The sequence below is a fragment of the Sinorhizobium sp. BG8 genome (assembly GCF_016864555.1).
Lineage (GTDB): Bacteria > Pseudomonadota > Alphaproteobacteria > Rhizobiales > Rhizobiaceae > BG8.
Genome location: NZ_CP044011.1, coordinates 3,006,851 through 3,025,006, shown reverse-complemented (window position 1 = coordinate 3,025,006; position 18,156 = coordinate 3,006,851). Strand labels below are relative to the sequence as shown.

The window sequence follows — 18,156 nt, the reverse complement described above, 5'->3', positions numbered from 1 at the left end:
GAGGAGGGGGAAGGCGAGTTTACCCGCCTTCCCGGGGCCTTTCAGACGCCTAGCGGATCGGCGGAGCGTACTGCAGACCGCCCTTGTTCCAGAGCGCGTTGAGGCCGCGCTCGATCTTCAGCGGGCTCGATGCGCCGATGTTGCGGTCGAAGACCTCGCCATAGTTGCCGACGGCCTTAATGACGTTGACGGCCCATTCGTTGGTCAGGCCCAGGTCCGTGCCGATCGTGCTGTCGGCCTCGGCGCCGAGGAAGCGCTTGATGTCCGGGTTGGGCGAGTTCTTCATCTCTTCGACATTGGCCTGCGTGACGCCGAACTCTTCAGCCGTCACCAGCGCGTAGTGAACCCAGCTGACGATATCGAACCACTTGTCGTCGCCCTGACGGACGGCCGGAGCGAGCGGCTCCTTGGAGATGATCTCGGGCAGGACCATGTGATCGTCCGGAGCCGAGAGCGTCAGGCGGGTTGCATAGAGACCGGACTGGTCGGTCGTGTAGACGTCGCACCGGCCAGCGTCGTACGCAGCGTTCACTTCCTCGAGCTTCTCGAAGACGACCGGATTGTACTGGAGGTTGTTGGCCTTGAAATAGTCGGCGAGGTTGAGTTCGGTGGTGGTGCCGGTCTGGACGCAGACGGCCGCACCGGAGAGTTCGAGCGCCGACTTAACGTTCAGGCTCTTGCGAACCATGAAGCCCTGACCGTCGTAATAGTTGATCGGACGAAAGTTGAAACCCAGCGCGGTGTCGCGGTTGATCGTCCAGGTCGTGTTGCGTGCCAGCACGTCGACTTCACCGGACTGCAGAGCCGGAAAACGCTCCTTTGCAGTGGTAGGCGTATACTTCACCTTGGAACCGTCGCCGAAGACAGCGGCCGCGATGGCCTTGCAATAATCGACGTCGAAGCCGGACCAGTTGCCCTGTGCGTCAGGCGAGGCGAAGCCAGCGAGACCGCTGTTGACGCCGCACTGTACAAAGCCCTTTGCCTTCACGTCGGAAAGCGTATCCGCATTGGCAGCCTGTGCGCCAATCCCAACGACGGCGGCAGTGACGAGAGCTGTCACGATTGTTTTAGCCATACTGAAAACCCTTTTTCTGTTGTTTTTATCTCGTCCGCGGGTGACATGCGGCTCGCACGGGCTCCCGGCGGCGCTCGCTGCACTCCCGGAGCGAGTAACCTATCACATGCTTAAATCGATCAAGGGTCAAGAGATCGCGCTTAATTTCCAGTCATCAAACAACAATCCGGTTTCGGCGATGGTTTTTTGGGCAGTTGAACAGCGGTTGCGATGAAGGATCGCTCAAAAAAAGCTCTGTTTCCCTTGAACTTTTCGAGGCGAGGCGACAATCGAGGCAACTCGGCGTGCGTTTTGGTCTTGACCCCTCAGGCACTGAGGCAGAAAAGTCGCCGCTTCGGTCCCACATGTTCCTCCTGGGTATAGAATGAACGACAAGAATCCATTTCCGGCCGATGCCGGTATCAACACTCGACTTGCCCATGCAGGCAACGATCCGCGTGAATTCCACGGTTTCGTAAATCCTCCGGTCGTGCACGCCTCAACGGTCCTCTTTCCCAACGCGGCAACGATGGAAAAGCGTGCGCAGAAATACACTTACGGCACGCGCGGGACGCCGACCACCGATGCGCTCTGTGTCGCGATCGACGAACTCGAGGGTTCGGCGGGGACGATTCTCGTTCCCTCGGGGCTTGCTGCAGTCACGGTTCCCTTCCTCGCCTTTCTGGCCGCGGGAGATCACGCGCTCATCGTCGATTCGGTCTACTTTCCGACGCGCCACTTCTGCGACACGATGCTGAAGCGCCTGGGCGTCTCTGTCGACTATTACGATCCGATGATCGGAGCCGGTATCGAGGCTTTGATCCGGCCGAACACGAAGCTCGTCCACACGGAAGCGCCGGGTTCCAATACCTTCGAGATGCAGGACATCCGGGCCATCAGTGAAGTCGCGCACCGGCATGGCGCAGTCGTCACCATGGACAATACCTGGGCTACCCCCGTTTACTTCAAGCCGCTGGCGCACGGTGTCGACATCTCGATCCATGCATCCACCAAGTATCCGTCGGGTCATTCCGACATTTTGATGGGCACGGTCTCGGCGAACGCCCAACATTGGGAACAACTGAAGGAAGCCAATATCACGCTCGGCATCTGCGGTGCTCCTGATGACGCATACCAGATCCTGAGAGGTCTGCGCACGATGGGCGTGCGTCTCGAACGGCACCAGGAGAGCGCGCTGAAGATCGCGCAATGGCTTGAGCAGCGTGAAGACGTGGCGCGCGTCCTGCATCCGGCCCTGCCGAGTTTCCCCGGACACGAACTCTGGAAGCGCGACTTCACGGGCGCGAGCGGTATCTTTTCCTTCGTACTCAAGGGCGGTTCGCCGGAAAGGCACAAGGCCAAGGCCCATGCCTTCCTCGACGCACTTGCGATTTTCGGTCTTGGCTATTCCTGGGGCGGATTCGAGTCCCTTGCCGTGCATGTGGGTCTCGGCGACCGCAAGATCTGCAAGGCACCGGCCGAAGGACCGGTGCTGCGTCTTCAGATCGGACTGGAGGACGTGGCCGACATTCGCGCCGACGTCGAACGCGGGCTCGAGGCAGCGAGCAAGGTCTGATCCGTAGCTCCCCTAGTCGGGGCTGCGGTATCCATAGAGCCAGTCGAAATCGGCCGCGAGAGCGGCCGGTTTTCGCATGGCGAGGGCAAAGTCCCGGCCAAAGGCTATTGGGCCCCGCGCATGATAGACAAAGCGGTTGAAGGCAGCGCGCCGCCGCACGCGCGCGGTCCTTTCCCGACGATGCTGTTCGAAGCGCCTCAATGCGGACTTCGGCTCGCTTGAGCCGGCGAGGGCGCTGCCGAGCTCCCAGGCATCCTCGATCGCCATTGCGGCCCCTTGCGCGGCAAACGGGGTCGTTGCGTGAGCGGCATCGCCAATGAGCAACAGTGCGTCGTCGTCGTACCAGCGGCCGTCAGCGCAACCGAAGAGTGGCCAGATCATCGGCGAGGAAGCGCCACCCAGCACGTCGAGAATGTCTGCATGCCAGCCTTCGAAGGCACGAAGAAGAGAGACATTGCCGCCCGCACCCACTGGCCGCGACCAACTCTGCTCCAGGGCGTTCCCCTGATGAAGGGCCACCAGGTTGAATGCCTTCGCGTCGTTGAGGGGATAGGCGATCAGGTGCGCCCGCGGACCCACGAACGCCGAAACCGATCGGCGTGCAAGGAAGGAAGGAGCGCGGTCGAACGGGACGAGGAAGCGCCAGGCTACGTTGCCGGTGAAGCGCGCGGGGGCTGAGCCGGGAACGGACTTGCGATGTGTCGACCATACCCCATCGGCTGCGACGGTGAGCATGGGCTTTGATCCGCGCGACGAGCCTGATGCGGTTGCTGCTTCGGGTTCGATCCGGCTGCCAAGATGCAGGGAACACAGGGGTTGCCTGCCCACGGCTTCGAGAAGGGTTTTCTGGAGCGTTGCCCGGTGAAGGACGCCATAGGGCGCACCCCAGCGACTGCGGGCGACGCCTCCCACGGGGACCGACGCGAGCGGCCGCAGCGTGGCGCCGGAAGCGAGCATGATCGATTCCGGTTCCGTCCAGCAGGATTCCAGCGTTCGAAGGATTCCCAGGCGGTCCAGGATCGAAGTGGCGTTTGGCGAAAGCTGCAATCCTGCGCCGACTTCCTGAAGCAGTTCTGACTGCTCAAATATATCGGTGTGGATGCCGCGTCGGGCGAGGCAGAGCGCCGCCGTCAAGCCGGCGATACCCGCCCCGATGATCGCGACGGAGCGAGTTGCCATTCGAGTCTATGCTCCGAGAAACATGCTCAGGCGGCGTGGCTGGCAAACGTGCAGCCAACGGGATTGGTCTGCGTCGCCTTGAAGGAGGAATTGTAGCGATAGAGCGTCGAGCAATAGGGGCACACCTTCTCGTTGTCGTCACCCATGTCGAGGAAGACATGAGGATGATCGAAGGGCACAGAGGCTCCGACGCACATGAACTCCTTGACGCCGATCTCAACCACGGGGTGGCCACCGTCGTTCTGAAAATGGGGAATGCTGTGCCCAGCCATGTCATGCTCCGATGCAGTCAATTCGATTTTGCGGCGGACCATACCGTCCTTCGTTCCAAATGTGTAGACGCAAATCCGCTGCCGAAGTGGAAGAAAATGCAGGTTCGGCGTTCCGCTTCCTGCTGATCCAAGGTAAGACCCCGCCAACACGAAAGAACGTTTCGCTCCCCAGAAGGTCGCAGATGAATCTCAATGCTCCTGCTTTCTCTCGTTTCTCCCACGACGGTCTGGAACTCGCGTACTTTGACGAGGGCGATCCCGCGGGTGCACCGGTTCTGCTGATCCACGGTTTTGCGTCGAGCGCCAACGTCAACTGGGTCTATCCCGGTTGGCTCAAGACGTTGGGCGACGCGGGCTACCGGGTGATCGCGATCGATAATCGCGGGCACGGCCAAAGCAGCAAGCCGCATGACCCGGAGGCCTACCGTGTGCCGCTGATGGCAGGTGATGCGGTGGCGCTGCTGGATCACCTCGGCATTCCCGAGGCCCACGTATTTGGTTATTCCATGGGCGCCCGTATCACTGCCGTGACCGCGATCCGTTATCCGCACAGGGTACGCTCGGTCGTCTTCGGCGGGTTGGGTATCGGCATGGTCGACGGGGTAGGCGAGTGGGATCCGATCGCCGACGCGCTGCTCGCCCCCTCGCTGGATAGTGTCGAGGATCCCCGCGGTCGCATGTTTCGCGCCTTCGCGGAGCAGACAAAGTCGGATCGCATTGCCCTTGCCGCCTGCATCATGACATCGCGAGATCTGATTGCACCCGAGGATCTCGGAAGGATCGACGTGCCGGCGCTGATCGCCGTCGGCACGACGGACGACATCGCCGGGGAACCGCAAGCGCTTGCTGCCCTGATGCCTGACGCGCGGGCGCTTGACATTCCGAACCGCGATCACATGCTCGCCGTTGGCGATAGAGTGTTCAAGAAGGCGGTTCTGGGCTTCTACGAGGAAATCGACAGGCAGTGAATTTTTAACGGTTCCTGCCTTCATTTTGCGTGGCCATTCTTTGCGCTATATACTGGCCGCAACAGACATGTAAGGAGAGCGCGATGGTCGCCATGAATGACATCCGGGCAGGCGATAAGCTCAAGGTGATGGACCCGATCTGGGACAGTTTGCGCGAGGAGGCCCGCCATGCGGCCGAAGCGGATCCCTTGCTCGCAGCCTTCCTCTATTCGACGGTGATCAATCATCATTCGCTTGAGGAAAGCGTCATCCATCGCATCTGCGGAAGGCTCGACCATCCGGACCTGCAAGCGAACCTTCTCAGGCAGACGTTCGAGGAGATGCTGGACGACTGGCCGGAGTGGGGCGCCATCCTTCGTGTCGACATACAGGCCGTTTACGACCGCGACCCGGCATGCACGCGCTTCATCGAACCGGTGCTCTATTTCAAGGGGTTCCACGCCATCCAGACGCACCGCCTGGCACACTGGCTGCACCGGCGCGGCCGGCGCGATTTTGCGTTCTACCTGCAGAGCCGCTCATCGGGCGTCTTCCAGACGGACATCAATCCGGCAGCGCGCATCGGAAAGGGCATTTTCCTCGATCACGCCACCGGGCTCGTCGTCGGTGAGACGGCCGTCATCGGCGACAACGTCTCCATCCTTCATGGCGTAACCCTCGGGGGAACGGGCAAGGAGAGCGGAGACCGGCACCCCAAGATCGACAACGGGGTGCTGCTCGGCGCGGGCGCGAAAATACTCGGAAACATCCGCATCGGCCATTGTTCGCGCGTCGCGGCCGGCTCAGTGGTCCTCAAGGACATGCCGCCGAACTCGACCGTTGCGGGCGTTCCCGCCAGGGTCGTTGGGGAGGCCGGTTGCTCGGAACCTTCGCGTGCCATGGACCAGTTGCTCGCCTCGGCCGACTACGATCTGTGATGGGAAAACTCGCCGGGCAGCCCCTTGCGAGGGTTTACACGGGCGGGTGCAGGTGCGAGAAGCGCGACAAAGAACCGTCTACGGAGAGAAATCGTGAAACCGGAAGAAGTCAGGAAGCTCGAGGCATACCTCAAGCGCAACCTCAACAAGGATCTGGTCGTGAAGGCGCGGCCGCGCAAGGACGAGTCCGCGGAGGTCTACCTCGCCGACGAATTTCTCGGCGTGATTTTCCGCGACGACGAGGACGGCGAACTCTCCTACAATTTCACCATGGCGATCCTCGATATCGATCTCTGATCTGTTTCCTGAGATTGTGCTGATTGTAACCCGGAGCTGCGTTGCAGCTTCGGGTTTTTCTTTGCTTCGGCACCGGGATCGCGGTCCCTTCTTCAGAAGAAACTTGCGAAAAATCACATTTATTCATCAAGTTGTTGCATTTCCATGAGAATATTGCGTCGCACCATTCAATTGACTTTTGTTGTGCGCCGCATATAATCCAGAACTGTTCCGGGTGGAGTGAAAGGAAATCTGATGTTCAACTTCGAAGACGCAAGCAAGAAGAGCAAGGAAGCAATGGATACGGTAATGAAGAACTACTCGTCCTTTGCGAAGGGCATCCAGGCAATCGCGACAGAGACAGCAGACTATTCCAAGAAGTCCTTTGAAACCGGGCTTGCACATGTGGAAAAGCTGCAGGGCGCAAAGAGCCTTGAGGCTGCGTTTGAACTGCAGACGTCTTACCTGAAGTCTTCTTACGAGAGCTATGTGGCAGAAGCGACCAAGCTCGGCGAAATGTACGCCGACCTGGCCAAGGACACCTACAAGTCTTACGAGGCCCCCGTCGCCAAGGCGACTGCGGCTGCGAAGGCTGCCGTGGCCGCCTAAGCGGAACGAAGATCTACCGTTTCGAGCCGGCCGCGGGAAACCGCTGCCGGCTTTGTCGTTTTTTCGGCGCCCCGGAGGGGCTCAGCACGCGTCGTGCACAGCATATTTCTCTATTTCATTTGCGAGGGACGCGTTTATGATTGCAGCATTAGGCGAGGGGCTTAAAATCATGGAAGGAATGATTAGATAATTGCAGTCCAAGACGGCAGCCATCGCCGCAGCGATCCGATGTTCGGACAAGGGTCGCAATCAAGGGAATGAACACGAATGAGAGTGAGACCGGTCCGATTGCAGGGCAACGAAGGCAACGGCGACACGCCTAGTCGCGGTACTTCCGTTATCACCCGCACGAAGCCGAAGACGAAAAAGCCGAGCCTGTATCGCGTCCTGCTTCTCAATGACGACTATACGCCTATGGAGTTCGTGATTCATATTCTGGAACGCTTTTTTCAGAAGGACCGCGAAGCGGCCACAAGGATCATGTTGCATGTGCACAATCATGGCGTAGGCGAGTGTGGTGTGTTCACCTACGAGGTTGCCGAAACGAAAGTGACACAGGTGATGGATTTCTCCCGCCAGCACCAGCATCCGTTGCAATGTGTCATGGAAAAGAAATGAGGAACGAACGTGCCAACATTTTCGACCAGCCTTGAGAAGGCGCTGCATCAGGCCCTGACTTTTGCCAACGAGCGCCACCACGAATATGCAACACTCGAGCACCTGCTCCTCGCCCTGATCGACGACGCCGATGCGGCAGCCGTGATGGGCGCGTGCAACGTCAATCTCGATGTCCTCCGCAAGACCGTGACCGACTATGTCGACAACGACCTGGCCAACCTCGTCACCGGATATGAAGAGGATTCAAAGCCGACATCGGGCTTCCAGCGCGTCATTCAGCGCGCGGTGATCCATGTGCAGTCTTCGGGCCGCGAGGAGGTCACGGGCGCCAACGTTCTCGTCGCCATCTTCGCCGAGCGCGAGAGCCATGCCGCCTATTTCCTGCAGGAGCAGGAGATGACGCGCTACGATGCCGTCAATTTCATTTCGCACGGGATCGGCAAGCGCCCCGGAAGTTCGGAGGCGCGGACGGTCCGCGGAGCGGAAGACCAGGAGAACGAGCAGAAGCCGACCCGCGGCGGCAACGAGGAAGACGGTGCCAAGAAGCAGCAGGATGCTCTTACGGCCTATTGCGTCAATCTCAATGAGAAAGCCAAGAACGGCAAGATCGATCCGTTGATCGGCCGTCATGCGGAAGTCAGCCGGACCATCCAGGTGTTGTGCCGCCGCTCCAAGAACAATCCGCTCTACGTGGGTGACCCGGGCGTCGGCAAGACCGCCATCGCGGAAGGCCTCGCCAAGCGCATCGTCGAGGGCAAGGTTCCCGAGGCGCTGCAGGACGCGACCATCTTCTCGCTGGACATGGGAACGCTGCTTGCGGGTACCCGCTATCGCGGCGATTTCGAGGAACGCCTGAAGCAGGTGGTCAAGGAACTCGAGGACTATCCGGGTGCCGTGCTGTTCATCGACGAGATCCACACGGTCATCGGTGCCGGCGCGACCTCCGGCGGTGCCATGGACGCGTCGAACCTCCTGAAGCCTGCATTGTCCTCGGGTGCGATCCGCTGCATCGGCTCGACCACCTACAAGGAGTATCGCCAGTTCTTCGAGAAGGACCGCGCTCTCGTACGCCGGTTCCAGAAGATCGACGTCAATGAGCCGACGATCGACGATGCGATCGAGATCATGCGGGGGCTCAAGCCCTATTTCGAGGAGTATCACAAGCTCAAGTACTCCAATGAAGCCATCAAGTCGGCCGTGGAGCTTTCGGCGCGCTACATCAACGACCGCAAGCTGCCGGACAAGGCGATCGACGTCATCGACGAGACCGGTGCGGCGCAGATGCTGCTGCCTGTCAGCAAGCGTCGCAAGCTGATCACCGAGAAGGAGATCGAAGCCACGATCGCCACGATGGCGCGCATTCCGCCGAAGACCGTTTCCAAGGATGACGAGACAGTTCTCGCCAACCTCGAAAAGGAACTGCGCTCGGTGGTCTATGGCCAGGATCTCGCGATCGAGGCGCTCGCCTCCGCGATCAAGCTGGCACGTGCGGGCCTTCGGGAACCGAACAAGCCGATCGGGTGCTACCTGTTCTCTGGTCCGACGGGCGTCGGCAAGACCGAAGTCGCCAAGCAGCTTGCGGCATCGCTGGGCGTCGAGCTCCTGCGCTTCGACATGTCGGAGTATATGGAGAGGCACACGGTCTCGCGCCTGCTCGGAGCACCTCCCGGCTATGTCGGCTTCGACCAGGGCGGCCTTCTGACCGACGGCGTAGACCAGCATCCGCATTGCGTGCTGCTGCTCGACGAAATCGAGAAGGCGCATCCGGACCTCTACAACATCCTGCTGCAGGTCATGGATCATGGCTCGCTGACGGACCATAACGGCAAGAAGATCGACTTCCGCAATGTCATCCTGATCATGACGACCAATGCGGGCGCGTCCGACATGGCGAAGGCGGCGATCGGCTTCGGCTCGTCCAAGCGCGAGGGCGACGACATGGAGGCGATCAACCGCCTGTTCACGCCGGAGTTCCGCAATCGTCTCGACGCGATCATTCCGTTCGGGTCGCTGCCGACGCCTGTCATCCACCAGGTCGTGCAGAAGTTCGTCATGCAGTTGGAGACCCAGCTGTCCGAGCGCAACGTCACCTTCGAACTTCAGCCCGAGGCGATCTCCTGGCTGGCCGAGAAGGGTTACGACGAGAAGATGGGCGCAAGGCCGCTTGCTCGAGTAATCCAGGAGAACATCAAGAAGAAGCTTGCGGATGAAATACTCTTCGGCAAGCTGAAGAAGGGCGGCGTCGTTCGCGTCTCCGTCGGGCCGAAGGAGGACGGAACCAAGGGCATCGTGCTCGATGCGGTTCCCGAGACCGCTCCGATCAAGCCGAAGGCGGAGATTTCAACGCCGGCCCAGAAGCAGGCCAAGCCCAAGAAGGTGAAGGAACCTGCCGTTGCTTCGGCTTCGCCGCGATCACGATCACGCAAGGCGGCGGAGAGCGAAGCGCAGGCGGAACAAAAGGCTCCCCGCAAGGGCAGCACGGTTCCAAAGGTGCCGCGCAAGAAATAGCGCCAATCATCCAAACATCGCGCCGGGCAGGAAACTGCCCGGCAATTTCATGTCGTTTCCTGGAAAGTCCCGATGCATTCTGAGGCAACCCGAATGTCGTCGCACTACTGGTTCGTGCGGGGCATGCAGGGCATGTTCAGCGTGCCGGCGATCATCCTCATGCTTTCCTTCGTCGGGTTCGCGGCCTTTACGGCCGAATCCGGGGTGCCTGTCGAGCAGGTGATGTTCATGACGGGAATCGTCTGGGCGCTGCCAGCGAAGGTGATCCTGGTCGGAAGCATGCTATCGGGAGCACATCTCGTAACCGCGTTTGTCGCCGTTACGCTTTCGTCGGTCCGCATGGCTCCGATGGTGGCGGCGCTCATCCCGGAACTGCGCGGACCGCGAACGCCGACCTGGTTGCTGCTGCTGCTGTCACACTTCATTGCCATCACCGCATGGGTCTTCGCGATGGAACGGGTGCGGGAGGTGCCGCGCGACCAGCGACTTACCTTCTTCGCGGGTTTTTCGATCACGCTGACAGTCGCCAACATCCTCCTGGTCGGGCTCGCTTATGGGCTGGTTTCGGAGTTCCCGCCGCTCGTTTCGGGGTGCCTTTTCTTCCTCACGCCGGTCTACTTCCTGACTTCCATCTGGATCTCGGCCCGGCACAGGGTGATCTACTGGGCGCTGGGCACGGGGCTCGTCTTCGGTGCGGTTTTCCATGCCATTGCCCCGGAGTACGACATCGTCCTTGCAGGCCTCGTCGGCGGAACACTTGCGTGGGCGGGGGAGCGTCAACTTCGGCGGGGCACGGAGCGCGCGAAATGAGTTTCGAAGGCGTTTGGCCCTATGTTTTCATTGCCGTCGCGGGTTGGCTCGCGACGGACATCTGGCGCTGGATCGGCGTTCTTGCCGGCAACCGTATCGATGAAAGCTCGGAACTGCTGAATTGGGTGAGGGCGGTCGCGACGGCGCTCGTCGCCGCGGTCATCGCCAAACTTATCCTCTACCCTAACGGCGTCCTGGAGCACTCGCCGCTGTGGTTGCGCCTGGGATCCGTCGCGTTCGGGGCGGCGGTCTTCTTCGCGACGGGCAAGCGACAGATCCCGACGATCGCCGCCGCCATTGGGATGCTGGCGGCGGGACTGCTGGTGCTTGGTACCTGAGGGACTGTCAGCCGGCCAGGGCGGCCCGCAACTTCTCTGCGTTGCCGGCAAGCACCGCCGGGTCTTCCATCGTGCCGGAGTGCGGGCGCAAGGGAACGCCATCGACGCGAGGAATGACGTGGAAATGCAGATGGAATACCGTCTGCCCGGCCGCCGGCTCGTTGAACTGGATAACCGTGACGCCATCTGCGTCGAAGGCTTCCTTGACAGCCACGGCAATCTTCTGGACCACCGGGATCAACCGCGACAGGGTCTGCGGATCGGCGTCGAGAAGGTTGCGCGAAGGGACTTTGGGTACGATGAGCGTATGTCCCTTGGCCTGAGGCATCACATCCATGAACGCTATTGCGTCATCGTCCTCGTAAACCCTGTGGGACGGAATTTCGCCGCGCAGGATCTTGGCGAAGATGTTGTTCGGATCGTAGGCGCCAGCGCTCATTGATGTCTCCTCGTGGTGTGCTCCCCAAGTCCGCTCGGATCCGGCTCCTCGTCGATCCGGTCGTCGTCGCCCTTGCGGAAGGGGGTGTGGTCGTTGAGATATTCTCCCATTGCCTCCACGTCCAGCCTCTCTCGTTCGAGGTAGTCCGCGACGGCTCGCCTGAGGCCGGGATGCAGGATGAAATGGGCCGAATGGGTGGTAATCGGCCGATAACCGCGCGCAAGCTTGTGTTCCCCCTGCGCACCGGCTTCGACCCGCTTCAACCCCCTGGCGATCGCGAAGTCGATCGCCTGGTGGTAGCACACTTCGAAGTGCAGGAAGGGGTGGTCTTCCACGCATCCCCAGTGCCGGCCAAAGAGGGTGTCGCTTCCGATGAAGTTGATCGCCCCGGCGATGTAGCGGCCGTTGCGCTTGGCCATGACGAGGAGGACATCCTCGGCCATGCGTTCGCCGATCAGCGAGTAGAACTGCCGCGTGAGATAGGGGCGCCCCCACTTCCTGCTGCCGGTATCCATGTAAAAGGCGAAGAACTGGTCCCAGATCGATTCGGTCAGGTCCTTGCCGGTCAGCCAATCGATCGTGATGCCGTGTTCCAGTGCGGCACGGCGTTCCTTCTTCAGCGCCTTGCGCTTGCGCGAAGCGAGCGTCGCCAAGAATTCGCCGTGCGACGCATAGCCCTCGTTCAGAAAATGGAACTGCTGGTCGGTTCGGTGCAGATAGCCCGCCGCCTCGAAGACCCGCATCTCGCCTTCGGGCACGAAGGTGACATGAGCCGATGAGATCGAGTGTTGCCGCGCCAGTTCCTTCAGCCCCTCCGCCAATCCCCGCCGCACTTCGTCGGCGTTGCTGCCGATCCTGTGCAGAAGTCGCGGCCCGGTTGCCGGGGTGAACGGAATTGAGGACTGGAGTTTCGGATAGTAGCGGCCACCGGCGCGTTCAAAGGCATCCGCCCAGCCGTGGTCGAAGACATACTCGCCCTGGCTGTTGTTTTTCAGGTAGGCGGGCAGGGCGCCCAGAAGCGCCCCCTCCCGGTCTTTCAGTAGCAGATGCTGTCCCAGCCAGCCGGTACGGGCGGTAGCCGATCCGGACTGTTCCAGCGACGAGAGGAAGGCGTGGCTTATGAAGGGGTTGTACTCGGCGTCGCCCTCGCGACGGGCCGCACCCGCCAGCCTGTTCCATTCATCGCGCGGAATGTCGCTGAAACTCGTCTCGATCCTTATCTCCAAGGAATCCGCCATCGTCAGGAAATCAGCGCCTCCCGTGGGTCGAAGCCTTCAAACGTCATCTGATCGGCCTCGGCACGGGTCTTCTCGACGCCTTGGGCGTCGCGGACCGTCCAGGTGATGACCGGAATGCCGGCCTTGCGTTCCTTCGAGATGAAGGGATTGGGCAGGTCGCCATAGAAGTAGGAGATGAAATCGAGCCCGAGATGCATGGCCTCCTCGTGGACAAAGAAGGTCTCCGAATCGATCCCGCCTGCGGTAAGCCCCACAGGACGCGGCGAACCGAGTTCCTTTGCCTCCTTCAGCAACCAATGATCGAAGCTCATCAGGGCAATCGATCCCTTGTAGTCCTCGATGATCTCAAGGACGCTCGCGACGAAACCCTCGTCGTCGTCCTTGCGCCCCTTCAGTTCGATGACGAGCGGTACGCGGCCGTCGACGAGCTTGAGGAGTTGGGAGAGTGTCGGCACCTTGTCCTGCGTGCCGCCAACCGAAAGCATGCCGAGCTCGACCGACGTCTTCGCCCTGACGTCGCCGGGGATAGAGCAGAGGCGATCCAGCTTGTCGTCATGGAAGACCACGGGGACGCCGTCTGCGGCGTACTGCAGATCGCACTCGATCGTAAAACCAGCTTCAACCGCCCGGGTGAAAGCGGACAGAGTGTTTTCCCACACGGTCCGGTTCTGGTCGTGATAGCCGCGATGGGCGATCGGCTGCGCGGTCAGCCATTCGATCGCGGGCATCAGGCAATCTCCATGATCGCATCCACCTCGACGGCGGCGTTCATGGGAAGGCTTGCGACACCGACCGCGGCGCGGGCATGCTTGGCGACTTCGCCGAGCGCCGACACGAACAGGTTCGAGGCGCCGTTGATGACAAGGTGCTGCTCGACAAATTCGGGGGCGGACGCAACGTAGCCGTTTATTTTCACGAGCCTGCGGATCCGGGACAGGTCGCCGCCGAGCGCTGCCTTTGCCTGCGCAAGAATGTTGATTGCGCAAAGTTCCGCGGCCTTCTGCGCCGTCGCGACATCTACACCCTTGCCGAGATGGCCGGTAACCGCGACCTTGCCGTCCGCCATGGGCAGTTGCCCGGAGATATGCAGGATGTTGCCGCTAATGACATAGGCGACGTAGTTGGCGACGGGAGCGGCAGCTACCGGGAGCGTGTAGCCAAGGTCCTTGATGCGGTTTTCGATTTCGACTGACATATCGTTCTCCATTGCGTTTCCGGCAGCCGACCGTTGAAACCGGCGGCTTTGGTCCCTTTTTCCTCATGCGGCTCAGCGTATCGGACGTCCTTCGACATCCACTCCCGCGGCCCTGGGATTTCCTCGCGAATTCAACAGGCGAACGAGACATATGCCTCGCTTTTGCCGGATGTCTTCATATAACATGAGGCACGAGTCCAACAGGAGAAAACGAATGCTTCGTTCAACCTTTGCCGCGGCAGGTACGGCCGCTGCATTCCTTGCCGGGGTGTCTGCCACCAGCGCCTACGCTGCGCCGGCAATTGGACTTGCTCCCCATCGCGCGGTCTACGATCTCCAGCTGAAGAATGCCACCGAGCGCTCGGGCATAGCCGGAATGTATGGCCGGATGGTCTATGAATTCAACGGAAGTCCTTGCGAGGGTTACACGGTGAGCTTCCGTTTCGTGACGCAGGTCAACACCGGCGAGGATACACGGCTCACCGACCAGCAGACCACGACCTACGAAGACCTGAAGAACCGCAACTTCCGTTTCCTCACGCGCTCCTTCACCGACCAGAAGCTCGACAAGGAGGTTCGCGGTTCCGCACACGACGTTTCGAAAGGGGTCAGCGTCGCTCTGACGGCGCCGGACACCAAGAATTTCGAACTTGCAGAAAGCCGGTTTCCGACGGAGCACATGATCGAGGTCATCGACAGGGCGCGAAAAGGTGACAAGTTCTTCGAGGCGCGCATTTTCGACGGCTCGGATTCGGGCGACAAGACGCTGATGACGACCACAGTTCTCGGAAAGCGTGAAATGCCGCGGGCAGGGGACGTCGACGCCGACAAGGCCGGTACATTTTCCAAGCAAGCCTTCTGGCCCGTCACGATCGCCTACTACAACGACAGCAAGGATGGCGATGCGCTGCCGGTCTATCGCATGTCGTTCAAGCTCTATGAGAATGGAATCACGCGCGACCTGACGATGGACTATGGCGAGTTCGTGCTTTCCGGAAAGCTTGCGAAACTTGAACTCTTCAAGGCGGATGAGTGCAAATAGCCTCGATATGAGGCGCACTCCAGGCGACGCCGCACGCTTTTTACTTGATTTAACGACGCGGTGAAGCTAAGGGCACCGCATTCCACACGTGAGGCATGGGATGTTCCGGGAGAAATCCGGATCGTTCCGCCCGGTGGCAGGGCCGTATGGGTTCTGCTGTTCGCCTTGCGGAGGTTCAACCGGAAAAGGAGAAAAAGGCATGGCATTGCCTGATTTCAGCATGCGCCAGCTTCTGGAAGCTGGTGTTCACTTCGGTCACCAGACTCATCGCTGGAACCCGAAAATGAAGCCGTATATCTTCGGCGATCGCAGCAACGTTCACATCATCGACCTCGCACAGACCGTGCCGATGCTGCACCGTGCGCTGCAGGTCGTCAGCGACACCGTAGCTGGTGGCGGTCGCGTTCTCTTCGTCGGCACGAAGCGCCAGGCATCCGAGATCATCGCCGATGCTGCCAAGCGTTCGGCCCAGTACTACGTCAATGCTCGCTGGCTCGGCGGCATGATGACCAACTGGAAGACGATCTCCAACTCGATCCAGCGTCTGCGCAAGCTCGACGAGATCCTCTCTTCGGAAGCTTCGGGCTTCACCAAGAAGGAGCGCCTGAACCTTGAGCGCGAACGCGAGAAGCTCGAGAAGGCTCTCGGCGGTATCCGCGACATGGGCGGCACGCCGGACCTGATGTTCATCATCGACACCAACAAGGAATCGATCGCGATCCAGGAAGCCAAGCGTCTCGGCATCCCGGTCGTCGCCATCATCGACTCCAACTGCGATCCGGATCCGATCGACTTCCCGATCCCGGGCAACGACGACGCTTCGCGCGCCATCGCACTTTACTGCGACCTGATCGCTCGTGCGGCCATCGACGGCATCGCACGCCAGCAGGGCGCATCCGGCCGTGATATCGGCGCTTCCTCGGAAGCCCCGATCGAGCCGGCTCTGGCAGAAGCAGAAGCAGAAGCCGAAGCCTGATAGGCCGGGACGCGAAGCGCGATCCGCTTCCGTCCGCATGACAATCGGGACAAGGCCGTTCTTCACCGAAAGGTCGAACGGCCTTGTCATTTTTTCCGGGGCGAACCTGGTGCGCTCGCGCAGGACCTGCCCTCGGGACGATGCCAGTCATCAAACTGTTACAAGCAGGGGGCATCCCCTGCCTAAACCGGGAGCCGTGCAGCGGCGTAAAGTCTGCGCACGCACCCCTTCGAGAACTGTGAAGAGGCGAGACGATGGAAATCACTGCAGCAATGGTGAAGGAACTGCGCGAAAAGAGCGGCGCAGGCATGATGGATTGCAAAAAGGCGCTCAACGAAACCAATGGCGACATGGAAGCGGCGATCGACTGGCTGCGCGCCAAGGGTATCGCCAAGGCTGACAAGAAGTCCGGCCGCACGGCTGCAGAAGGCCTCGTCGGCATCGTCAGCGGCGGCGTCAAGGCTGTTGCGATCGAACTCAACTCCGAGACCGACTTCGTCGCTCGTAACGAAGCTTTCCAGGAACTCGTTCGCGGCATCGCAAACGTTGCTCTTGGCACCGACGGCAGCGTCGAAGCCATCTCGAAGGCGATCTACCCGGCAACCGGCAAGACCGTCGATGAGTCGATCAAGGATGCCGTCGCAACGATCGGCGAAAACATGACCCTTCGTCGCGCTGCCCTGCTCAAGGTCGAAGACGGCGTCGTTGCCACCTATATCCACAACGCTGCCGGCGACGGCATCGGTAAGCTCGGTGTTCTGGTCGCACTGAAGTCGATCGGCGACAAGGAAGTGCTCTTCTCGGTTGGCCGTCAGGTCGCGATGCACATTGCTGCCACCAACCCGCTCGCCATCCGCGCCGAAGAGGTCGATGCTGCTGTCGCAGAACGCGAGCGCAACGTCTTCATCGAGCAGTCGCGCGCTTCCGGCAAGCCGGACAACATCATCGAGAAGATGGTTGAAGGCCGCATGCGCAAGTTCTTCGAAGAAGTCGCGCTGCTGTCGCAGGCATTCGTCATCAACCCGGAAGTGACTGTCGGCCAGGCACTCAAGGACGCCGAGAAGCTCGCAGGCGCTCCGATCGAGGTTGTCGGCATGGCCCGACTGCTGCTCGGCGAGGGCGTCGAAAAGGAAGAATCGGACTTCGCTGCGGAAGTTGCTGCAGTCGCCAAGGGCTGATTTTTCTTAACCCGGATTGGGAAAACAACGGGGCATCGCGTGACAACGCGGTGCCCTTCGTGTATCCGGCAGGCAGATCACATTTGCCGGCCAATCCTCAGGCGGCTCTGTCACAAGGCAGAGTTCGGTCCTCTGACGAGAAACGCCAGGCCGGCGCCATTCGCACAGTCCACAGTTCAGGAGCAACAATGTCCGCCAAGCCTCTCTACAAGCGTGTCCTTCTGAAAGCCTCCGGCGAGGCCTTGATGGGATCACAGGGGTTCGGGATAGACGTGGCCGTCGCTGACCGGATTGCCGGCGACATCGCAGAGGCGCGGGCGCTTGGCGTCGAAGTGGGTGTTGTCGTCGGCGGAGGCAACATCTTCCGCGGCGTGGCCGTCGCCTCGAAGGGTGGCGACCGGGTGACCGGTGATCACATGGGCATGCTCGCGACGGTGATCAACGCGCTAGCGCTTGCCACCTCGCTCCGCAAGCTGGATATCGACACGGTGGTCCTGTCGGCAATCGCCATGCCGGAGATCTGCGAAAGCTTCTCGCAGCGCGCCACGCTCTTTCACCTGTCCCAGGGCCGCGTGGTAATTTTTGCCGGCGGCACCGGGAATCCGTTCTTCACGACTGACTCGGCTGCCGCACTGCGCGCCGCCGAAATGGGGCCGAGGCGATATTCAAGGGGACACAGGTCGACGGCATCTACTCGGCCGACCCGAAGAAATTCCCCGATGCTACGCGCTTCGACCGCCTTACGCACAGCGAAGTGCTCGAAAAGGGCCTTATGGTGATGGATGTTGCAGCCGTTGCATTGGCGCGGGAAAATGCGATTCCGATCATCGTGTTCTCCATCCACGAAGCGGGCGGGTTTGCCGAAATATTGACCGGCGGCGGACATGGGACCATCGTAACCGACAATTGAGTTTGAGGGTGCTGCACGTTCGGTGCGGCTTGGAATTGGCAAACAGGAGTTTT

Annotated in this window: 19 protein-coding genes and 1 pseudogene; 13 read left to right on the top strand and 7 right to left on the bottom strand. The window is 60.6% G+C overall.

Annotation, left to right across the window (positions count from 1 at the left end; translation table 11 throughout):
- Positions 1-49 precede the first annotated feature (49 nt).
- Positions 50-1,075, bottom strand: a complete 1,026-nt coding sequence (locus F3Y30_RS14295; RefSeq protein ID WP_203423339.1) for an amino acid ABC transporter substrate-binding protein — start codon at positions 1,073-1,075, stop codon at positions 50-52.
- Between the two features lie 364 nt (positions 1,076-1,439).
- Here F3Y30_RS14295 and F3Y30_RS14290 point away from each other — a divergent pair, with 364 nt between their 5' ends.
- A complete protein-coding gene (locus F3Y30_RS14290) occupies positions 1,440-2,630 on the top strand; it encodes a cystathionine beta-lyase (RefSeq protein WP_203423338.1) in 1,191 nt (396 codons plus the stop codon).
- A gap of 12 nt (positions 2,631-2,642) precedes the next feature.
- Here F3Y30_RS14290 and F3Y30_RS14285 read toward each other — a convergent pair whose 3' ends face one another.
- Positions 2,643-3,809, bottom strand: a complete 1,167-nt coding sequence (locus F3Y30_RS14285; RefSeq protein ID WP_203423337.1) for an FAD-dependent monooxygenase — start codon at positions 3,807-3,809, stop codon at positions 2,643-2,645.
- A gap of 26 nt (positions 3,810-3,835) precedes the next feature.
- Positions 3,836-4,081: a zinc-finger domain-containing protein gene (locus F3Y30_RS14280; RefSeq protein ID WP_203423336.1), complete on the bottom strand. Its 246-nt coding sequence runs from the start codon at positions 4,079-4,081 to the stop codon at positions 3,836-3,838.
- A 182-nt stretch (positions 4,082-4,263) separates the two neighbouring features.
- Between F3Y30_RS14280 and F3Y30_RS14275 the strand changes: the two genes are divergently transcribed.
- The 8 genes from F3Y30_RS14275 (at position 4,264) to F3Y30_RS14240 (ending at position 11,125) form a co-directional block, all read left to right on the top strand.
- Positions 4,264-5,049 (top strand): alpha/beta hydrolase, encoded by a 786-nt coding sequence (locus tag F3Y30_RS14275; RefSeq protein ID WP_203423335.1) that lies wholly within the window; start codon positions 4,264-4,266, stop codon positions 5,047-5,049.
- An 83-nt stretch (positions 5,050-5,132) separates the two neighbouring features.
- Entirely contained in the window at positions 5,133-5,966 is an 834-nt protein-coding gene (gene cysE / locus F3Y30_RS14270) for a serine O-acetyltransferase (protein ID WP_203423334.1), read from the top strand.
- 93 nt (positions 5,967-6,059) lie between these two features.
- Complete coding sequence (locus F3Y30_RS14265; RefSeq protein WP_203423333.1) at positions 6,060-6,263, top strand: DUF3126 family protein; 204 nt, start codon at positions 6,060-6,062, stop codon at positions 6,261-6,263.
- A 234-nt stretch (positions 6,264-6,497) separates the two neighbouring features.
- Entirely contained in the window at positions 6,498-6,851 is a 354-nt protein-coding gene (locus F3Y30_RS14260; RefSeq protein ID WP_203423332.1) for a phasin family protein, read from the top strand.
- A 267-nt stretch (positions 6,852-7,118) separates the two neighbouring features.
- Entirely contained in the window at positions 7,119-7,469 is a 351-nt protein-coding gene (gene clpS / locus F3Y30_RS14255; RefSeq protein WP_203423331.1) for an ATP-dependent Clp protease adapter ClpS, read from the top strand.
- Positions 7,470-7,478: 9 nt separating this feature from the next.
- Entirely contained in the window at positions 7,479-9,977 is a 2,499-nt protein-coding gene (clpA, locus tag F3Y30_RS14250; RefSeq protein WP_203423330.1) for an ATP-dependent Clp protease ATP-binding subunit ClpA, read from the top strand.
- A 72-nt stretch (positions 9,978-10,049) separates the two neighbouring features.
- Positions 10,050-10,787 carry an AzlC family ABC transporter permease gene (locus F3Y30_RS14245; protein ID WP_203423329.1) on the top strand — a complete coding sequence of 246 codons (738 nt, stop codon included), beginning with the start codon at positions 10,050-10,052 and terminating at the stop codon, positions 10,785-10,787.
- Complete coding sequence (locus F3Y30_RS14240) at positions 10,784-11,125, top strand: AzlD domain-containing protein (RefSeq protein WP_203423328.1); 342 nt, start codon at positions 10,784-10,786, stop codon at positions 11,123-11,125. The genes F3Y30_RS14245 and F3Y30_RS14240 overlap by 4 nt, the downstream gene beginning before the upstream one ends.
- A 7-nt stretch (positions 11,126-11,132) precedes the next feature.
- Here F3Y30_RS14240 and F3Y30_RS14235 read toward each other — a convergent pair whose 3' ends face one another.
- From F3Y30_RS14235 to F3Y30_RS14220, 4 genes are read right to left on the bottom strand one after another with little or no spacing between them, the layout of a single operon-like run.
- A complete protein-coding gene (locus F3Y30_RS14235) occupies positions 11,133-11,564 on the bottom strand; it encodes an HIT family protein (protein WP_203423327.1) in 432 nt (143 codons plus the stop codon).
- Positions 11,561-12,802, bottom strand: coding sequence for a GNAT family N-acetyltransferase (locus tag F3Y30_RS14230; RefSeq protein ID WP_203423326.1), 1,242 nt, complete (start codon positions 12,800-12,802; stop codon positions 11,561-11,563). The genes F3Y30_RS14235 and F3Y30_RS14230 overlap by 4 nt, the downstream gene beginning before the upstream one ends.
- 2 nt (positions 12,803-12,804) lie before the next feature.
- Entirely contained in the window at positions 12,805-13,530 is a 726-nt protein-coding gene (locus F3Y30_RS14225; protein ID WP_203423325.1) for a glycerophosphodiester phosphodiesterase, read from the bottom strand.
- Positions 13,530-13,997: a RidA family protein gene (locus F3Y30_RS14220; RefSeq protein ID WP_203423324.1), complete on the bottom strand. Its 468-nt coding sequence runs from the start codon at positions 13,995-13,997 to the stop codon at positions 13,530-13,532. The genes F3Y30_RS14225 and F3Y30_RS14220 overlap by 1 nt, the downstream gene beginning before the upstream one ends.
- 214 nt (positions 13,998-14,211) lie before the next feature.
- On the opposite strand from F3Y30_RS14220, the gene F3Y30_RS14215 reads away from it, so the two are divergent.
- The 4 genes and pseudogenes from F3Y30_RS14215 (at position 14,212) to pyrH (ending at position 18,103) form a co-directional block, all read left to right on the top strand.
- A complete protein-coding gene (locus tag F3Y30_RS14215) occupies positions 14,212-15,039 on the top strand; it encodes a cell envelope integrity EipB family protein (RefSeq protein ID WP_203423323.1) in 828 nt (275 codons plus the stop codon).
- A gap of 199 nt (positions 15,040-15,238) precedes the next feature.
- Positions 15,239-16,015: a 30S ribosomal protein S2 gene (rpsB, locus tag F3Y30_RS14210; RefSeq protein ID WP_203423322.1), complete on the top strand. Its 777-nt coding sequence runs from the start codon at positions 15,239-15,241 to the stop codon at positions 16,013-16,015.
- Positions 16,016-16,269: 254 nt separating this feature from the next.
- Entirely contained in the window at positions 16,270-17,193 is a 924-nt protein-coding gene (gene tsf / locus F3Y30_RS14205) for a translation elongation factor Ts (protein WP_203423321.1), read from the top strand.
- A 188-nt stretch (positions 17,194-17,381) separates the two neighbouring features.
- Positions 17,382-18,103: pseudogene (gene pyrH / locus F3Y30_RS14200) on the top strand (UMP kinase).
- Positions 18,104-18,156: the final 53 nt, after the last annotated feature.